This window comes from Streptomyces venezuelae (assembly GCF_008642275.1).
In the GTDB taxonomy this organism is placed as follows: Bacteria; Actinomycetota; Actinomycetes; order Streptomycetales; family Streptomycetaceae; genus Streptomyces; species Streptomyces venezuelae_E.
Genome location: NZ_CP029189.1, coordinates 6,054,871 through 6,069,478, shown reverse-complemented (window position 1 = coordinate 6,069,478; position 14,608 = coordinate 6,054,871). Strand labels below are relative to the sequence as shown.

Below are 14,608 nucleotides of genomic sequence, written 5' to 3'. Positions count from 1 at the left end.
GGGCGATCAGGAGGCGGGCGGGGGTTCGACGGGCCTGCCGTCGGACATGCGGTTGCCCTTCCACACGTTCCCCGCGCCGCCCGCGTTCCAGGCGGTGGCGGCGCCGTAGGCCCCGGCGGCCGGGTGGTACTGGGTGGAGAAGACGTTGTTCGTGACCTGGATGCCGGTGGCACCCGGGCCGCCTCCGTAGAGGGCGTACGCTCCCCCGGCCAGCCAGTTGCCGTCGACGACGACGGAGGAGACCACTCCGGTGTCGGCGAACAGACCCACGGCCGCGGTGGCGCCCTTGTCCACCGAGGTGGAGTTGAGCAGGGTGTTGCGGCGGATGGTCAGCCGGCCCTTGTTGCCGCCGCCGCTGATGACGGCGTCGGTGTGCTGCCATTCGCCGCCCTGGTTGCGGAAGGCGACGATGTCGTGGACGTAGTTGTCGTGCAGGTCGCCCTGCCCCATGGACAGGGCGTTGCCGAACACCGAGATGTCGCACCAGCCGACCTCGATGGAGCTGCCGCCCATGTTGGAGACCGCGTAGTTGACCCCTCCGTTGTCGGGACCCTTGCCGGGCACGGCGGTGATCGTGGTGTGCAGCACCTTGAGTCCGCTGTAGCCGGGCCGCAGGTTGATCCCCCACCAGTTGGTCGAGGTGATCCTGCTGTCGATGACGGTGACGTCGTTGGCGTAGATGTCGAGGGACCCGCGGATGTCCCAGCCCTTGATGACCGTGCCGTCCTTCTTGACGGACATGTTCCCGGTGTCGTGCCGCTCCAGCTCGATCCGCGGGCCGGTGGTGTGCGCGTCGGGGAATCCGCAGGTGCCGGGCGAGGTGCAGGCGGGAGTCGTGGGCGGCGGTTCGCTCACGGTCGGCGAGGGGCTCGGCGAGGCGCTCGGCGAGGGCGTGCCGGAGGTGGCCGGCGAGCCGGAGGGCGTGGGCGGGGCCGGGGCGGAGGGGGTCCCGGGCCCGGTGGCGGCGGGAGCGGCCGTGTGCTCGTTCACGCCGGCCCGGTCGGCCTGGTAGAGGGTCAGGACGACGGCGAGGACCACTCCGGCGAGCAGCCATGCCGTCAGGCGCCTTCGGTGCTGTGTCACGGCTCTACCCTTTGAGTAAGGCGCGGCCGGGCAGGACGCACAGGACGTAGCTCGCGGTGCCGGCTGCTCCGGTCGCCAGGAGCGCGAGCACGCCGTCACCCAGGTACCGCTCCAGCAGGAGGAGTACGGCGGCCATCACCGTGCCGCCGAGCAGCGGCCAGGCGCAGGACCGGGCGACGGTGCCCAGCCGGATGCCGCCGCGGTGCAGGGCGAGCAGGAAGACCGGGACCACGACGGCTCCGGCGACCAGGACGTGGCCCTGGGCGACACCGACGATCCCGCCGGTGTGGGCCCCGATCACGAGGGCCGGGATCAGGATGATCAGCCAGAGTCCCTGGACGCCGATGAGCGAGCGGCGCCGGCCGATGGCCACCAGGCAGTCGTAGGCGAGTTCGCAGCCGATGCGGACCAGGCCGAGCGCCATCAGCCAGGGCAGGGCCCGGGCGGCGGGCAGCCAGCGTTCGCCGTAGACGAGCTCCACGACGGGGGCGGCGAGGGCGGCGAGCAGCACGCAGATCGGTACGGTGCCGGCCATCACGACGCCGAGGGCCCGGGCGAAGCCGGCGGCCAGTGCCTGCGGCGAGTCGGCCAGCCGGGAGAAGCCGGCGAAGGAGACGCGGCGGGCGGCTTCGGAGATGATGCGCACGGGCCAGCCGGAGATGTTGAAGGCGAGTACGTAGAAGCCGAGGGCCAGCGGGTCGAGGGCCGAGCCCACCACCATGGTGTCCACGTTGACCACGCCGAGGGCCAGCATGCTGGCGCCGGCGAGCGGCAGTCCGAACTTCAGCAGCGCCCGGGCCTGTTCCCGATCCCAGCCGAACTTCAGGGTGCCGGGTGCGGCGAGGCAGCACCCGACGAGCGCGGCCACGTTGCCCACGACGGATCCCCAGGCGAAGCTCATGGCGCCCCAGCCTTCGACGGCGAGCAGCAGGGTCACCGCGGTGCTGAGGACGAAGTTGAGGGCGTCGACGGCCATCCGGCGGCCCTGCGCGAACTCCCGGGTGAGGAAGCCGGCGGGGACCTGGGAGAGTCCGTCGAGGACCACGCACAGGCACATCACCCGCAGCACGCCGGAGGCCTCGGGCGAGCCGAGCACCCCGGCCACCGCGGGGGCGGCCGCGAAGAGCACGGCGTACAGCAGGCAGCTGGAGGCGGCGCTGAGGGTGAGGACGGTCGGGGCGAAGCGGCGCGGGTCGCCCTCCCAGCGCACGATCGCCAGTGAGACGCCGAGTTCGTTGGCGGATAGGAGGACCAGCAGGACGGTCTGGGCGATCCCGTACACGCCCCAGGCCTCGGGGCCCAGGAAGAAGCGGGCCAGGATGATGCCGGTGGCGAAGTTGCCGAGGCGCATGACGACGGTGTTGATCAGGCTCCACTTGGCGGCGGAGCCGACCTTGCGCCCGAGTGAGGGCGCCGCCGCCGGGGTGGTGCTCGCGGTGTCCGCCGCGGGGCCGGTCACGGTGACCCCGTCGTACGGGAGCCGGCCGCGCCGGAGCCGGCCGGGTGGGCGACGGTCATGCGCAGGGTGGCCGTCGGGTCTGCGGCTTCGGCGCCGTCACCGCTGCGGCCGCCGTCACCGCTCTCGCCGGGGGCGGGCCGGTGCTTGCCGGGCGATGCTCCCCGGCGCCCCCGGGCCTCCACGAAGAAGGTGGCCACCAGGCTGAGTACGAAGCCCAGCGCGCCCGCCATGATCAGGAACTGGAGCCTGGCCTTGGTCTGCGCCTCCGGTTTCTGGGGAGGCACGATCGTGGCCATCCGGATCATGGCGTCCGGGGTCACCGACTGCTGGGTCTGGAACTCCAGCAGCCGCTTCTCGGCGTACTTCGTGAGGATCTCGTCCGACTTCAGCACGGCGGCCTGGTCGGTCCCGACGACGCTCAGCCACATGTAGGGGCCGAGCGCGTTGTCGGCGATCTTCGCCTCGTGGACTCCGGTGACGCCCAGGGACTTGAGGTCCTTCTTGGCGTCGTCGGAGTTGAGGTTGCGGGCCAGGCCGTCGGCCATCCCGGTGAGCGAGGCCTGGGTGCTCAGGAAGGGGTTGCCGTCGAAGGCCACCGTGGCCTTCTTCGAGTTCAGCAGGGTCACCGTGCTCTGCGACCGGTACTCCACCGGGACCAGCAGGTACACGGCGGCGGTGAGTGCCGCCGTGATCAGCAGCCCGGGCAGCAGGACGTACCAGCGTCTGCGCATGACCCGCCAGATCTCCGCGAGATCCATGGTCTTCCCCTTCGAATTGCGTTTACAGCGCGTGCTGTCGTCCGGTGGCCGCCCCGCCCGCCACGAGGTCGGTGGGGCGCGGCCGGGTGTGCGCGGGCGGTCCGTCGAGCAGGACCGCCGCGATGCGCTCGCTGGCCCGGCCGTCCCAGAGAGCGGGGCAGCGCGGTGCGGGCGGATCGTCGAGGACCCGGTGCACGGTGGCCGTGATGCGCTCCGGGTCCGTGCCCGCCAGCACGTTCGTGCCCTCCTCCACGGTGATCGGCCGTTCGGTGTTCTCCCGCAGGGTCACGCAGGGCACCCCGAGTGCGGTGGTCTCCTCCTGGACGCCCCCGGAGTCGGTGAGGACCACGCGGGCGGAGTCCTGCAGGGCGATGAAGTCGAGGTACCCGGCGGCCGGGACCAGCCGGATGCCTCCGGGCACGCCCAGTGCGGCCAGCCGCTCGGCGGCCCGCGGGTGCACGGGCAGCAGCAGCGGACAGCGGTCGGCGATCTCGCCCAGCGCCTTGAGCAGGCCGCGCAGCGCCCCGGAGTCGTCCACGTTGGCCGGCCGGTGCAGGGTGACCAGGCCGTATCCGCCGCGGATCAGCCCGTACCGGTCCAGGACGTCCGACTCGCGGGCCCGGTCCAGGTTGGCGAGCAGGGTGTCGATCATGACGTTGCCGACGACGTGTATCTGGTCCTCCCGGTAGCCCTCCGCCCGCAGGTTCACGGCGGCGTCGGGCGAGGGGGCCAGCAGGTAGTCGCTGAGCCGGTCGGTGGCGACCCGGTTGACCTCCTCGGGCATGCTCCAGTCCCGGCTGCGCAGCCCGGCCTCCACGTGGGCCAGCAGGGGGCCGGCCTTCGCGGTGACCAGCGCGCAGGCCAGGGTGGAGTTGATGTCCCCGACCACCACGACGGCGTCCGGTCGGAGTTCTTCGATCAGCGGCTCGAAGGCGGCCATCACCCGCCCGGTCTGCTGGGCGTGGCTGCCGGATCCGGCGCCCAGGTAGCGGTCGGGCGGGCGGATGCCGAGGTCGCGGAAGAAGACGTCGTTCATCGACTCGTCGTAGTGCTGCCCGGTGTGGACGAGGATCACCTCGGCGCCGCGGCGCTCCAGTGCGTCCATCACCGGTTTGATCTTCATGTAGTTGGGCCGGGCCCCGGCCACGCAGACGATCCTGGTCACGGGGTCAGAGCACCTCCACGGTGGGTCCGGAGACCCGGTTGCGGCAGTCGAGGACGTAGGAGGCGTGCTCGGTGACCAGCTGGTAGTCGAAGGAGTCGTGGTCGGTGAGCAGGACCACCACGTCGGCGGCGGCCAGCTCCTTGCGGGTCGGTTCGACCCGCACCAGGCGGGCGTCGACCTTGATGCTCTCCACGACGTGGGGGTCGGCCGCGCGGACCTTGGCTCCCATGTCGAGGAGCAGCTGGGCGATGCGGACGGCGGGCGACTCGCGGGCGTCGCCGGTGTTCTTCTTGTACGCGAGCCCCAGCAGCAGGATCTTGGAGCCGTTGACCGAGCGGCGCTTGGCGTTGAGCGCGTCGATCACCCGGCGCGTCACGTATTCGGGCATGTGGTTGTTGATGTCGTTGGCGAGTTCGACGAAGCGGAAGTTCTGGCCGAGTTCGCGCTGCACCCGCCAGTTGAGGTACGAGGGGTCGATGGGCAGGCAGTGTCCGCCGACGCCCGGTCCGGGGGTGAACTTCATGAAGCCGAAGGGCTTGCTGGACGCCGCTTCGATGGCCTGCCAGACGTCGATGTCCAGGTGCTTGGCGAACATCGCGATCTCGTTGACGAGGGCGATGTTCACGTGGCGGAAGGTGTTCTCCAGCAGTTTGGCCAGCTCGGCCTCCTTGGGGGAGCGCACCGGCACGGTGGTGTCGACGAGGTCCCCGTAGAAGGCCTCGACGGCCTTCAGTGAGCGGGCGTCGACTCCGGAGACCACCTTGGGGGTCTGCTGGAAGCCCCACACGGTGTTGCCGGGGTCGATGCGCTCGGGGCTGTAGCCCAGGTGGAAGTCCTCGCCCGCGGTGAGCCCGGAGCCGTCCTCCAGGATCGGCGCGAACAGCTCCTCGGTGGTGCCCGGGTAGGTGGTGGACTCCAGGACGACGGTGGCACCCGGCCGCAGGAAGCGGGCCAGGGTGTGCGCCGACTCCTCGATGTAGCGCAGGTCGGGGGCTCCGTCCTGTAAGGGGGTCGGGACCGTGACGACGGCGACGTCGAAGCCGCCGCAGTCCCGGGCCAGTTCGCTGGGCCGGTAGGTGCCGCGCGCCAGCGCGCGGGCCAGCCGTTCGGAGGAGACGTCCTCCACGTACGACTCGCCGGCGGCGAGGCTCTTGACCCGCCGGGTGTCGACGTCGTACCCGATCACCTGGTGTCCGACCTCGGCGGCGCGGATGGCCAGCGGCAGTCCGACGTATCCCTGTCCCACGACGACGACGCGCATCAGTGACTCCTGTTCGCGGAAGCGGTGGACGGTGTGCGGTGGATGAGTTCCCGGACCGTCATGAGGAGGAAGGCAGCGTTGGTGGTGAGGTAGCGCTTGCCCAGGCGGCGCGGTTCCTGGAGGGTGCGGTAGAACCATTCGAGTCCCATCCGCTGCCAGACGACGGGAGCCCGTTTGGTGATGCCGGCGAGGATGTCGAAGGAGCCGCCGACGCCGTGGACGACGTGCGCGCCGGTGCGCTTGCCGTAGCCGGCGGTGAAGATCTCCTTCTTGGGCGAGGTCATGCCGAGGAACAGCAGCCGCGCGCGGCTGTCGGCGATGGCGTCGGCGATCGCCTCCTGGTCGCCGTCGCCGAAGTAGCCGTTGCGGCTGCCGGCCACCCGCAGCTTCGGGAAGCGCGCGGAGATCTGCCCGAGCATCATCTCCAGGACCTCCTCCTGGGCTCCGAGCAGGTAGACGGGGATGTCCGCGACCTCGGCGGCGGCCAGCAGGCGCATGAACAGGTCGATGCCCGCGACCCGTTCGGGCAGCCGGACGCCCAGGACCCGGCCGGCCCAGACCACGGCCTGGCCGTCGGCCAGGACCAGGTCGCAGCCGGCGACCGCCTCGGCGAGGAGGGGGTCGCGCCGCATGTTGACCAGCTTGGCCGCGTTGACCATGCCGATCTCGATCTGTTCTCCGCGCCGCACCGCGTCGAGGCAGCGCTGCACGGTCTCGTCCATGGTCAGCGGGTCGAGCGGGACGCCGAAGAGGGACTGTCGTCGTGTCATCTCTGGGTCCCTCCGAGCCAGGCGAAGAGCATCCAGCCGAACTCGTACGGGCGGCACTCGCGGTCCACCGCACCGGGCCGGAAGATCCGGTCGAGCGGGGCGAGCCGTGCGTGCGGGGCCACCCGGGTGGTGAGTCCGCGGGCGGCCCGGACGGCCTTCTTCGGGTCGCCGCGGTAGACCTTGCGCCAGGTGACGCCGAAGTCCTCGCGGATCATCTGCTCCCGCGGGTTCCCGGTGGGGTCCGCGAGTTCGGGCACGTCGGCCATCCAGCGCAGGCCGCGGCGGATGGCCGCGCCGAAGTCCGTGCCTCCCGCCTCGGCCAGGTCGAACAGCGCGGTCGGGGCCATCGCGTGCTGGTGCACGCTGTAGACCGGGTAGCCCTCGATCACACTGCCTTCGCGGGCGTCGTAGTGCCACCACCACTGTCCGCCGTCGCCCTGCAGTGCGCAGATACGGGCGGCACAGGCGTCGGCGGCCGCGAGGGCCTCCGGGTCGTCCCCGCTCGCGTGCAGGCGGGCCAGTGCCTGCAGCGGGTAGGTCTGGTCGGCGAAACAGGCCACGTGGGACCGGTAGCCGGGGACCAGCCCGGGCCCGGTGGCGTGCGGGAAGAGCGGGCTGTCGCCGACCCTTGCCGCGAGCAGCCTTGCGCGGGCCGCGGCGAGCGGCTCCTCCACGTCGAGCACGGCGCGCGCGGCGGTGAGCGCGGAGAGCACCCATGCCGCCTCGACCGTGTACTGCGGGCGCCCCGGCACGTCCAGCGCGGCCACCCGGTCGAGGGCGTCGGACAGTTTGGGATGCCCGGTGTCCGCCGCGGCCCAGGCGACGAGTGCCGCGTCGCCGAGGTTGGTCACCCCGGGCAGCCGCTCCACGAGCACGCCCGTGAACTCCTCGGCGGTGCGTCCGCCGAAGAGCGGGCGCTGCCGGTCCTCGGGCAGGAAGCGGGCTCCCAGCGCGGTGATCGCCGCGTACCGGGTGCTCGTACCGCGCTGTTCCAGGACGGGAGTTCCCCCGGGCGAGACGACCCCGGCCCGGGTGAACACGAAGGTCTCGGCCTCCGGCAGGTACATCTGCGGAAGTCCGGCCTCGGCCAGCGCGAGCAGCCGCTCGGCGAGGGCGTGCAGCGCCCCGTCCTCCTGGGCCAGTGCTCCTAATCGTGTGGTGTTCATCGGGTCCCCACCCCGAATCCCCTGGTGCTCCCCGCACCCCGTATGTCCGAGCTGTTCGGCTCCAACACACCTACCCCCTCTGATCTTCTCCTCGGACGGACCTGGCGGTCGTCACTCCGTGGAGGGGGAATGCGCATGACGGCGTCCGTGCCGCGGCGATGTCACGCCGACGGCACGAACCGTCCTGAGGCCGCGTCTGGATCCCCCCAGCGATGCCTCGGACCGGGACACGCGTGATCGGCAGTGCCGGCAGGTGCGGGTGTGCCCGCGCCGGCCATGGCACTGCCCCGGTGCCCTCGTCGTACACAACCCCCCACTGAACATGGCCTGTTGCCTGCTCAGATCCCGTGTGCAGGGACACGTTATGCCCACGGATGTTCATTGATTGCGGTTTTGAGGAAATGCCGGTTCTCTAAATTGCCGACATTCCGTCAGCTCCGCTCGGTGAGCGCGCCGTCCTTCTCGTCGTGCAACGCTCCGGTGCGCGGACACTCCCACGTGCCCGGCTCCCCCTCGCGCTCCACCAGGCGGACCCCGGCCCGGCCCACCCAGCCGATGCGCCGGGCCGGCACGCCCGCGACGAGCGCGAAGTCCGGCACGTCCTTGGAGACCACGGCGCCGGCCGCGACGAGCGCCCAGCGTCCGACGCGCACCCCGGCCACGCACACCGAACGGGCCCCGAGCGAGGCCCCCTCGGCGACCACGACCCCGGCGGCCTCCCAGTCGCCGTCGCGCTTGATCCGGCCCTCGGGGTCGACCGCGCGCGGGTAGAAGTCGTTGGTGAGCACCGCCGCGGGACCGATGAAGACCCCGTCGCCGAGGACCGCGGGCTCGTAGACGAGTGCGTAGTTCTGCAGCTTCACATGGTCGCCGATCCGTACACCGGGCCCTACGTACGCCCCGCGCCCCACGATGCACCCGCGTCCGAGCCGGGCTTCCTCGCGGATCTGCGCCAGATCCCAGATCGTGGTCCCCTCGCCCAGTTCGGCGCTCTCGTCGACCTGGGAGGAGGGTTGGATTCGGACACTCACGGCGCGGTCCCCTATCGGCTGCGAGGCATGCGGAAGCACGGGTGCACGGATGCACGATGTACGGATGTACGAGGTGCTGGTGTACGAGGCGAGCATATGCGCCGACGCGTCGCCCCACCCGCAGATCAACCGACTGTTCACGCAACGCATTTGACCCCGCCGCCCGGGGCGAGGGGTCGAGGCGGCGCTTCGGGCGCGCAAGCGCGCTCCCGCCCACGCCCGGGTGCACCGGAGGGCGTAAAGGGGTGAAACCCGATCGGGCTTGCGGCGTTAGAGGGGTGGCCCGCCGTTTCGCCCGCGGCGCAGACGAGAGTACGAGGAGCACGATGACAGACCCGAGGCCGGCCGGACGCGGCCGGATGAAGCTGGCCGCCCGGTGCCGGGTGGCCACGGAGGCCCCCGCCTTCGGGATGGTCGTCTTCTGCGCGATCCTCTTCAACGCCGCGTTGATGGGGGTGGAGACGTACAGCGGGCTCGCCGCGGAGCACCGGCTCGTGCTGCAGGCGGCGGAGAACTGCTGCCTGGCCCTGTTCACCCTGGAGATGCTGCTGCGCGTGGGCGCGTGCGCCGACCGGCCGAAAGCATTCTTCCGCGACCCGTGGAACCTCTTCGACCTCGCCGTCGTGGCGTCCGCCTTCGTCCCCCTCGTCCGCGAGAACACCACCCTGCTGCGGCTGCTGCGGCTGGCCCGGGTCCTGCGCACCGCCCGCTTCCTGCCCCACCTGCGCATCCTGCTGATCGCCGTCGGCCGCAGCCTGCCGGGTACCGCCAGCTTCCTGTTCGTCGGCGCGCTGGTCCTGTACGTGTACGCCATGGTCGGATGGGTGTGCTTCGCGAAGTCGGACCCCGGGCACTACGGCTCGGTGGGCCGGGCCATGCTCACCCTGTTCCTGCTGACCACGCTCGACGGTCTGACCGACGCGGTCCGCGCGGGCCTGCAGATCTCCCGGCTGAGCATCGTCTACTACGCCTCCTACGCGCTGCTCGCCTCCTTCGTACTGGTGAACGTACTCATCGGTGTCGTCCTCAACTCCCTCGACGAGGCACGGGAGATGGAGGACGAGGCGAAGCGTGCCCCGGCGCCGGGCACGGACACCGACGTCCGGGCACGGATCGCCACCGCCCGCCGGGCCCTGGACGAGATCGAAGCGAGCCTGCCGGCCGCGGCCGGCAGGCCGGAACGACAGCTGGAGGCCTCGCACACCGGGTCCTGAGGCTCGGGAGCACCCTCAGCCGTCCCCGGCGTCGAGCAGCCGGATGTCCCAGGTCCCGTCCGAGCGCCGGACGCAGGCCCAGCGGTCCGGCGGGGCGACCGAGGAGAGCTGCCCGACGATCGAGTCCGCTTCGAAGAGGACGCCCTCGAAACGGACCCGGCCGCGGAACGCGGCATGCGCGAAGTCAGCGGGGCCTTCGAACACCGCCCCGGTGGAGAGGAGACCGCGCTCCCACACCGCCGACGCGAAGGAGACGGCTCCCGCGAAACCGGTCGCGCTCATCCCGGCGAGGCCGCGGAAGACGGCGTGGGAGAAGTCCGCCGTCCCGGCCACCCGCATCCCGTTCAGGTCCGCGGAGGCCTGCAGCACGGCCCGGCCGAAGGAGACGTCGGCGAGGAACTCCGCGTCCTTGAATCCCGCCGCACCGCGAAATCGCGTCCGGCGGAAGGTCGCGGTGCGGTGGAAGCGGCTCCGGTCGAAGTCACCGACGTGCTGGAACACGGCGCCGTCGAGGGAGACCGTCCCGCCGAAGGTGGCTCCCGTGAAACCGGCCCGGCCCCCGAAAACGGTCCGGACGAAGGAGGCACGGTCCACGAACTCGATGTCCGCCCTGTTCCAGGAGTCCACGAAGTACGCCCGCTCGAAGGACGCCGGGCCGAGCCGCACGGATCCCCGGGTCCCGGACTCCAGCGCCGTGAGCAGGCGCGGGAGCAGACCGTGGTCGAAGGTGGTGCCCCGGAAGTCCAGCGGCGCACCCGGCTCCAGGGTGGCGAGGTACTCCCGCTGTTCCTCGGCCCCCAGATGCGCCAGGCACCGTTCGTACCCGGGCAGCCGAATCCCGATGCAGGTCCACGGCTCGGCCTCCGAGGCATCGAGCCCGCAGGTCGGCCAGCCGACGGCCGTGTCCAGGAGCGCGTCGGCCTCCGTCAGTACCTGCCCGAGGACTTCCGTCGGGGGATGGTCGTCGGCGCAGACCCAGCCCTCGTCCGGGGCGCCCACCCGCTCCAGCCGCAGCCGGGCGGGAAAGCCGAACAGGCCGCCCAGATCATCGTGGAGCCGGCGGGAGAGCGCGAGGACGAGCGACCCGGAGGGCACGGTCAGCCGCAGCAGATCGGCGATCACCGGGTGCCGTACCAGGCGCTCGCTCTCCGCCGTCCCGGTCCCCACGGCCACGGCCAGGGAGGGGTGGAGACCGTCCGTCCGCCGGTCCCCGTAGCCGGTCATGACGGCGCGCAGCGCGGACAGGAGCCGGCCGGCCCGGGCGTGGGCGCCCGGAGCGTCCAGCGCGACGAGGAACGGCGTGTCCCCCTCGCCGCCGGTCAGCCGCCCCCCGACACCGGCGCGCGACATGAGCTCGACGAGCATGTCGCGCGTCTCGGCGTAGGGCGAGCTCCCGATCGGGTACGCGCCGTCTGCTCCGGGCCGTACGGCCAGACACACCCGGGCCACCGCGTCCGCCTCGGCGGCGGGCCCCTGCGCCCGCCGGGAGCCCTCCAGCACGGCGCGGAAGCCCGGCTGTTCCATCAGGGCGTCCGTCAGCAGGAACACCAGGCGGTTGGGCGCGACCGTGTGGACCACACCGACCAGTGCGCCGTCCCGGGAGACCGGGCCGCCCCGGTAGTGCGTCCAGCTCTCCGGCTCCGTGGACAGCCGCACGATCTCGCCGTTGAGGTCACCGTCGTGCGGGACCACTTCGCCCGTCAGGGCGGCGGGGTCCCCCTGATCCGTGCGGCCGTCGATCCGGACCCGGGCCAACGGGTGGTCCGCGGGCAGCCAGGAAAGCGGCTCGGCGCAGACGGCCGGATCCACCAGGTCCTCGTCGGCCTCCAGCAGCAGCATCCGGGGCACCGCGTCGTCCCACCAGACCGTGCGGCAGGGCACCTCCCGGTCACCGGGGCGTGCCCAGGCCGACGCGCCCGCGGGCAGCAGCGTGTCCCCGACCGTCAGGACCAGCCTCGGCGTCAGCAGCGTGCCGACCTCCTGCGGCTCCGGCATCGTGTCGTGGCGGACCCGGACGACCCGGGCGGCCAGGCCCGGGTCCGCGGGCGGCCGCGTCGCGAACGGCAGGGCTCCTTCCGCCACGCGGCGGCGGCCCGCGCCTCCCGTGGTGACCCGGGTCGCGGAGAAGTCCGGGCCGGTACGCCGGTTGCGGGACACGAACTCCCAGACGCGGCGGCGCACCAGCTCCCGTACGGCGGCCACGTCCCCGCGCAGCTGCGAGCCGAGCAGCACCTCCCGTACCCCGGGCAGGAACTCGAACTCGGTCTCCTCCGGGTCCTGTTCGTCCTCCCAGGCCTCGAAGAGGCCGCCGAGGGCGACTTCGGCGAGGTGGCCGTGTTCCGAGTCGCGCAGCAGGGAGCGCCGGACCAGGGTCATCACCGGCAGGGTCAGCGGTACGGCGGCCAGGTGGGCGGCGAGCTGCTGGGCCGTCGGGGAGGCGTGCGCGCGGAAGTCCTCCACCACCTCCAGGGCGCTGCGGCCACCGGGGGCCTGATCCTCCGCGGCACCCGCGGCGGCGGGTTCCGGGTCCAGGCGCAGGCAGGCGAGGCGCCGCCACCGGCCGTCCCCGGAGACCACCCGGACCAGCCGGGCCAGGCTGCCGGAGGCGACACCGACCACCGGGACGACGGCCGGTGCGGCGGCCCGGCGGCCGGCGCGGGCGCGGCGGGCCGCCGGGATCCGCTGCCAGGAACGCGTGGCGGCGGCCGGCCGGTCGGCGCGGACGGCGTAGGGGACGGGCCGGACGGCGCCGCGCGTCCAGAGCCGTTCGGGCAGGACGTTCAGTACGGCGACGGCGTTGTGCGCGCACCAGTGGCGGAGCATGCCCTGCACCGGGGCCTCGCGCCAGCCGCCCGCCACGGTGTCGGAGAGTACGAGGATCAGGCGGCGGCCCGCCGGGTCGGCCAGTTCCAGGGGGTTGCGGGGCGGGCCGCCGTGGCCGCGGGTGACCCTCGGGGTGCCGCCGGGACCGGTGCCGGTCAGCTGCCAGGTACGCACGTCGCGGAAGACCCCGCTGCGGGTCAGGACGCGGCGGAGCTCGTCCACGTGGTCGGACCAGAGCAGCATGGAGCGGTGGGTGTCGACGACCAGGGCCAGGTCCAGCCAGCGGCTCTCGGCGGGGCGCAGGACCGGGGTCGTCACCATCCGTTCGATGCTGCGTTCCACGGTGAGCTGCTCGTCCAGTTCCTCTCCCGGGCCGCCGATGGAGCGCCTCCCGACGGGCCGCATGGAGCGCATCAGGGCGAGCGGGTCGTCGAGGGAGGCGGCGCGCGGCAGTCGCAGGGGTGAGCCCCGGCGTTCGGCGCCGCCGTCGTCCGGCTTCCCGGCGGGGTCGCGCCGGGCGGCCGGGAAGAGCTGGACGGCCGGTTCGCCGCCGCGGGCGTCCGTCTCCGGCGCCGGGCCGGGCCCGGGCGGACGGGCGGCGGAGGGGGGAGGCTGCCCTCCCGGCGGCTCCGCGCCAAACGCGCCGGGCGCACCGGGCGGGCGGGCCGCGCGGCCCGGGTCCACCCGGGCCGCCAGCCACAGGATGTCGGCGATCTCCTCCGCCCCGATGCCGGTGTTCGGGGCGCTGCCGTCGGCGCCGTCGGCGAGGGCCGCGAGCAGCTTCTCGATCACGCCGTGGGCCCGGTCAGGTGCTGCATGACGGTGGCGAGGAAGCGTTCGCGGTCCGCGGGCGCGGACCAGGCGCCGGCGAGGCGCAGCTGGATGGCGTTGAGGAGCTGGTCGGTGGCCAGGTCGCCGTCCTCGCCACGGTCGAGGAAGGCCTGGACGAGGTCCTGGTACTCCTCTCCGGATTCGATGTCGACGCCGAGCCGGCGGCGCACGATGCGGGCGAGCTTGTCCGGCCCGGGCGGCTCCAGGTGGAGGCGGACGCAGCGGCGCAGGAAGGCGGGCGGGAAGTCGCGTTCGCCGTTGCTGGTGAGGACGACGACGGGGAAGTAGCGGCACTGGACGCGGCCCTGCGTGATCCGGACGGCCGCGTCGGGGTCGTCGTCGGTGCCGATGGCGACGGTGGGGTCCTCCTGGGCGAGGCGGGCGAGTTCGGGGATCAGGAAGCCGCCGTCCTCGAAGACGGTGAGGAGGTCGCCGGGGAGGTCGATGTCGCTCTTGTCGATCTCGTCGACGAGCAGCACGCGGGGGCGGTCCTGGGGGAGCAGGGCGGTACCGAGGGGCCCGAGGCGCAGATAGCGGGAGATCGAGGGGGCGGAGGGCGGGTCCTGCGAGGGTACGGGTACGGGGACGGCCGCGTCGGGCCGTGCGCCCGGTGTGCGCAGCTGCTCCAGCCCGGCCTCCTGGAGGCGGCCGATGGCGTCGTACAGGTACAGCCCGTCCCGCAGTACGGTCCGGCTGGTGATCGGCCAGTGCAGTACGGGCCCCAGGTTCAGGTCGGCGGCGATGCTGTGGGCGAGCGTGGACTTGCCGACGCCCGGCTTACCGGTGACGAGCAGCGGCCTGCGCAGGTGCAGGGCCGTGTTGACGACGTCCTTCTCCGGCTCGTCGGGTACGTAGCCCTCGCCGCGCCGCCAGGTGCGCTCCCAGGCCGCTCCCGCGCACCCGGGCGGAGCGTATCCGGGGTCGGGGGTGCCGGTGAAGTCCCGCCAGGGTGGCGGGACTCCGGCCTCCAGGCGGGCACGCCGGTCCGCGCCCTCGCCGGTCCCGTGGTACAGCCACCAGTCCTTCGCCACTGCCTCTGCCTCCATC

Annotated in this window: 11 protein-coding genes; 1 reads left to right on the top strand and 10 read right to left on the bottom strand. The window is 72.8% G+C overall.

Annotated elements, in window-relative coordinates:
- Positions 1-6 precede the first annotated feature (6 nt).
- The 8 genes from DEJ51_RS34670 to DEJ51_RS26845 all read right to left on the bottom strand — a co-directional run bounded on the left by DEJ51_RS34670 (position 7) and on the right by DEJ51_RS26845 (position 8,693).
- Positions 7-1,083, bottom strand: coding sequence for a hypothetical protein (locus DEJ51_RS34670; protein WP_190620660.1), 1,077 nt, complete (start codon positions 1,081-1,083; stop codon positions 7-9).
- Between the two features lie 4 nt (positions 1,084-1,087).
- Positions 1,088-2,542: a lipopolysaccharide biosynthesis protein gene (locus DEJ51_RS26875; RefSeq protein WP_223835975.1), complete on the bottom strand. Its 1,455-nt coding sequence runs from the start codon at positions 2,540-2,542 to the stop codon at positions 1,088-1,090.
- Positions 2,539-3,300, bottom strand: coding sequence for a chain length determinant protein (locus tag DEJ51_RS26870; protein WP_190620658.1), 762 nt, complete (start codon positions 3,298-3,300; stop codon positions 2,539-2,541). The genes DEJ51_RS26875 and DEJ51_RS26870 overlap by 4 nt, the downstream gene beginning before the upstream one ends.
- Positions 3,301-3,322: 22 nt before the next feature.
- Positions 3,323-4,465: a non-hydrolyzing UDP-N-acetylglucosamine 2-epimerase gene (wecB, locus tag DEJ51_RS26865; RefSeq protein ID WP_150260166.1), complete on the bottom strand. Its 1,143-nt coding sequence runs from the start codon at positions 4,463-4,465 to the stop codon at positions 3,323-3,325.
- Positions 4,466-4,469: 4 nt separating this feature from the next.
- On the bottom strand, positions 4,470-5,726 hold the full coding sequence (locus tag DEJ51_RS26860; protein WP_150260165.1) for a nucleotide sugar dehydrogenase: 1,257 nt from the start codon (positions 5,724-5,726) through the stop codon (positions 4,470-4,472).
- Positions 5,726-6,496 (bottom strand): WecB/TagA/CpsF family glycosyltransferase, encoded by a 771-nt coding sequence (locus tag DEJ51_RS26855; protein WP_150260164.1) that lies wholly within the window; start codon positions 6,494-6,496, stop codon positions 5,726-5,728. Before DEJ51_RS26855 ends, DEJ51_RS26860 begins: the two co-directional genes overlap by 1 nt.
- Positions 6,493-7,662 (bottom strand): hypothetical protein, encoded by a 1,170-nt coding sequence (locus DEJ51_RS26850; protein ID WP_150260163.1) that lies wholly within the window; start codon positions 7,660-7,662, stop codon positions 6,493-6,495. The genes DEJ51_RS26855 and DEJ51_RS26850 overlap by 4 nt, the downstream gene beginning before the upstream one ends.
- 431 nt (positions 7,663-8,093) lie before the next feature.
- Positions 8,094-8,693, bottom strand: coding sequence for an acyltransferase (locus DEJ51_RS26845; RefSeq protein WP_150260162.1), 600 nt, complete (start codon positions 8,691-8,693; stop codon positions 8,094-8,096).
- Between the two features lie 326 nt (positions 8,694-9,019).
- On the opposite strand from DEJ51_RS26845, the gene DEJ51_RS26840 reads away from it, so the two are divergent.
- Entirely contained in the window at positions 9,020-9,907 is an 888-nt protein-coding gene (locus DEJ51_RS26840) for an ion transporter (RefSeq protein WP_150260161.1), read from the top strand.
- Positions 9,908-9,922: 15 nt separating this feature from the next.
- Here DEJ51_RS26840 and DEJ51_RS26835 read toward each other — a convergent pair whose 3' ends face one another.
- Complete coding sequence (locus DEJ51_RS26835; protein WP_150260160.1) at positions 9,923-13,522, bottom strand: pentapeptide repeat-containing protein; 3,600 nt, start codon at positions 13,520-13,522, stop codon at positions 9,923-9,925.
- Positions 13,519-14,607 carry an AAA family ATPase gene (locus DEJ51_RS26830; protein WP_150260159.1) on the bottom strand — a complete coding sequence of 363 codons (1,089 nt, stop codon included), beginning with the start codon at positions 14,605-14,607 and terminating at the stop codon, positions 13,519-13,521. Before DEJ51_RS26830 ends, DEJ51_RS26835 begins: the two co-directional genes overlap by 4 nt.
- Position 14,608 lies beyond the last annotated feature (1 nt).

Bases quoted from the DNA above. Each gene is read 5' to 3' on its own strand.
- DEJ51_RS26870 (WP_190620658.1), bottom strand. From the start codon at position 3,300: ATGGATCTCGCGGAGATCTGGCGGGTCATGCGCAGACGCTGGTACGTC.
- DEJ51_RS26850 (WP_150260163.1), bottom strand. From the start codon at position 7,662: ATGAACACCACACGATTAGGAGCACTGGCCCAGGAGGACGGGGCGCTG.
- DEJ51_RS26830 (WP_150260159.1), bottom strand. From the start codon at position 14,607: ATGGAGGCAGAGGCAGTGGCGAAGGACTGGTGGCTGTACCACGGGACC.
- DEJ51_RS26855 (WP_150260164.1), bottom strand. From the start codon at position 6,496: ATGACACGACGACAGTCCCTCTTCGGCGTCCCGCTCGACCCGCTGACC.
- DEJ51_RS26840 (WP_150260161.1), top strand. From the start codon at position 9,020: ATGACAGACCCGAGGCCGGCCGGACGCGGCCGGATGAAGCTGGCCGCC.
- DEJ51_RS26860 (WP_150260165.1), bottom strand. From the start codon at position 5,726: ATGCGCGTCGTCGTCGTGGGACAGGGATACGTCGGACTGCCGCTGGCC.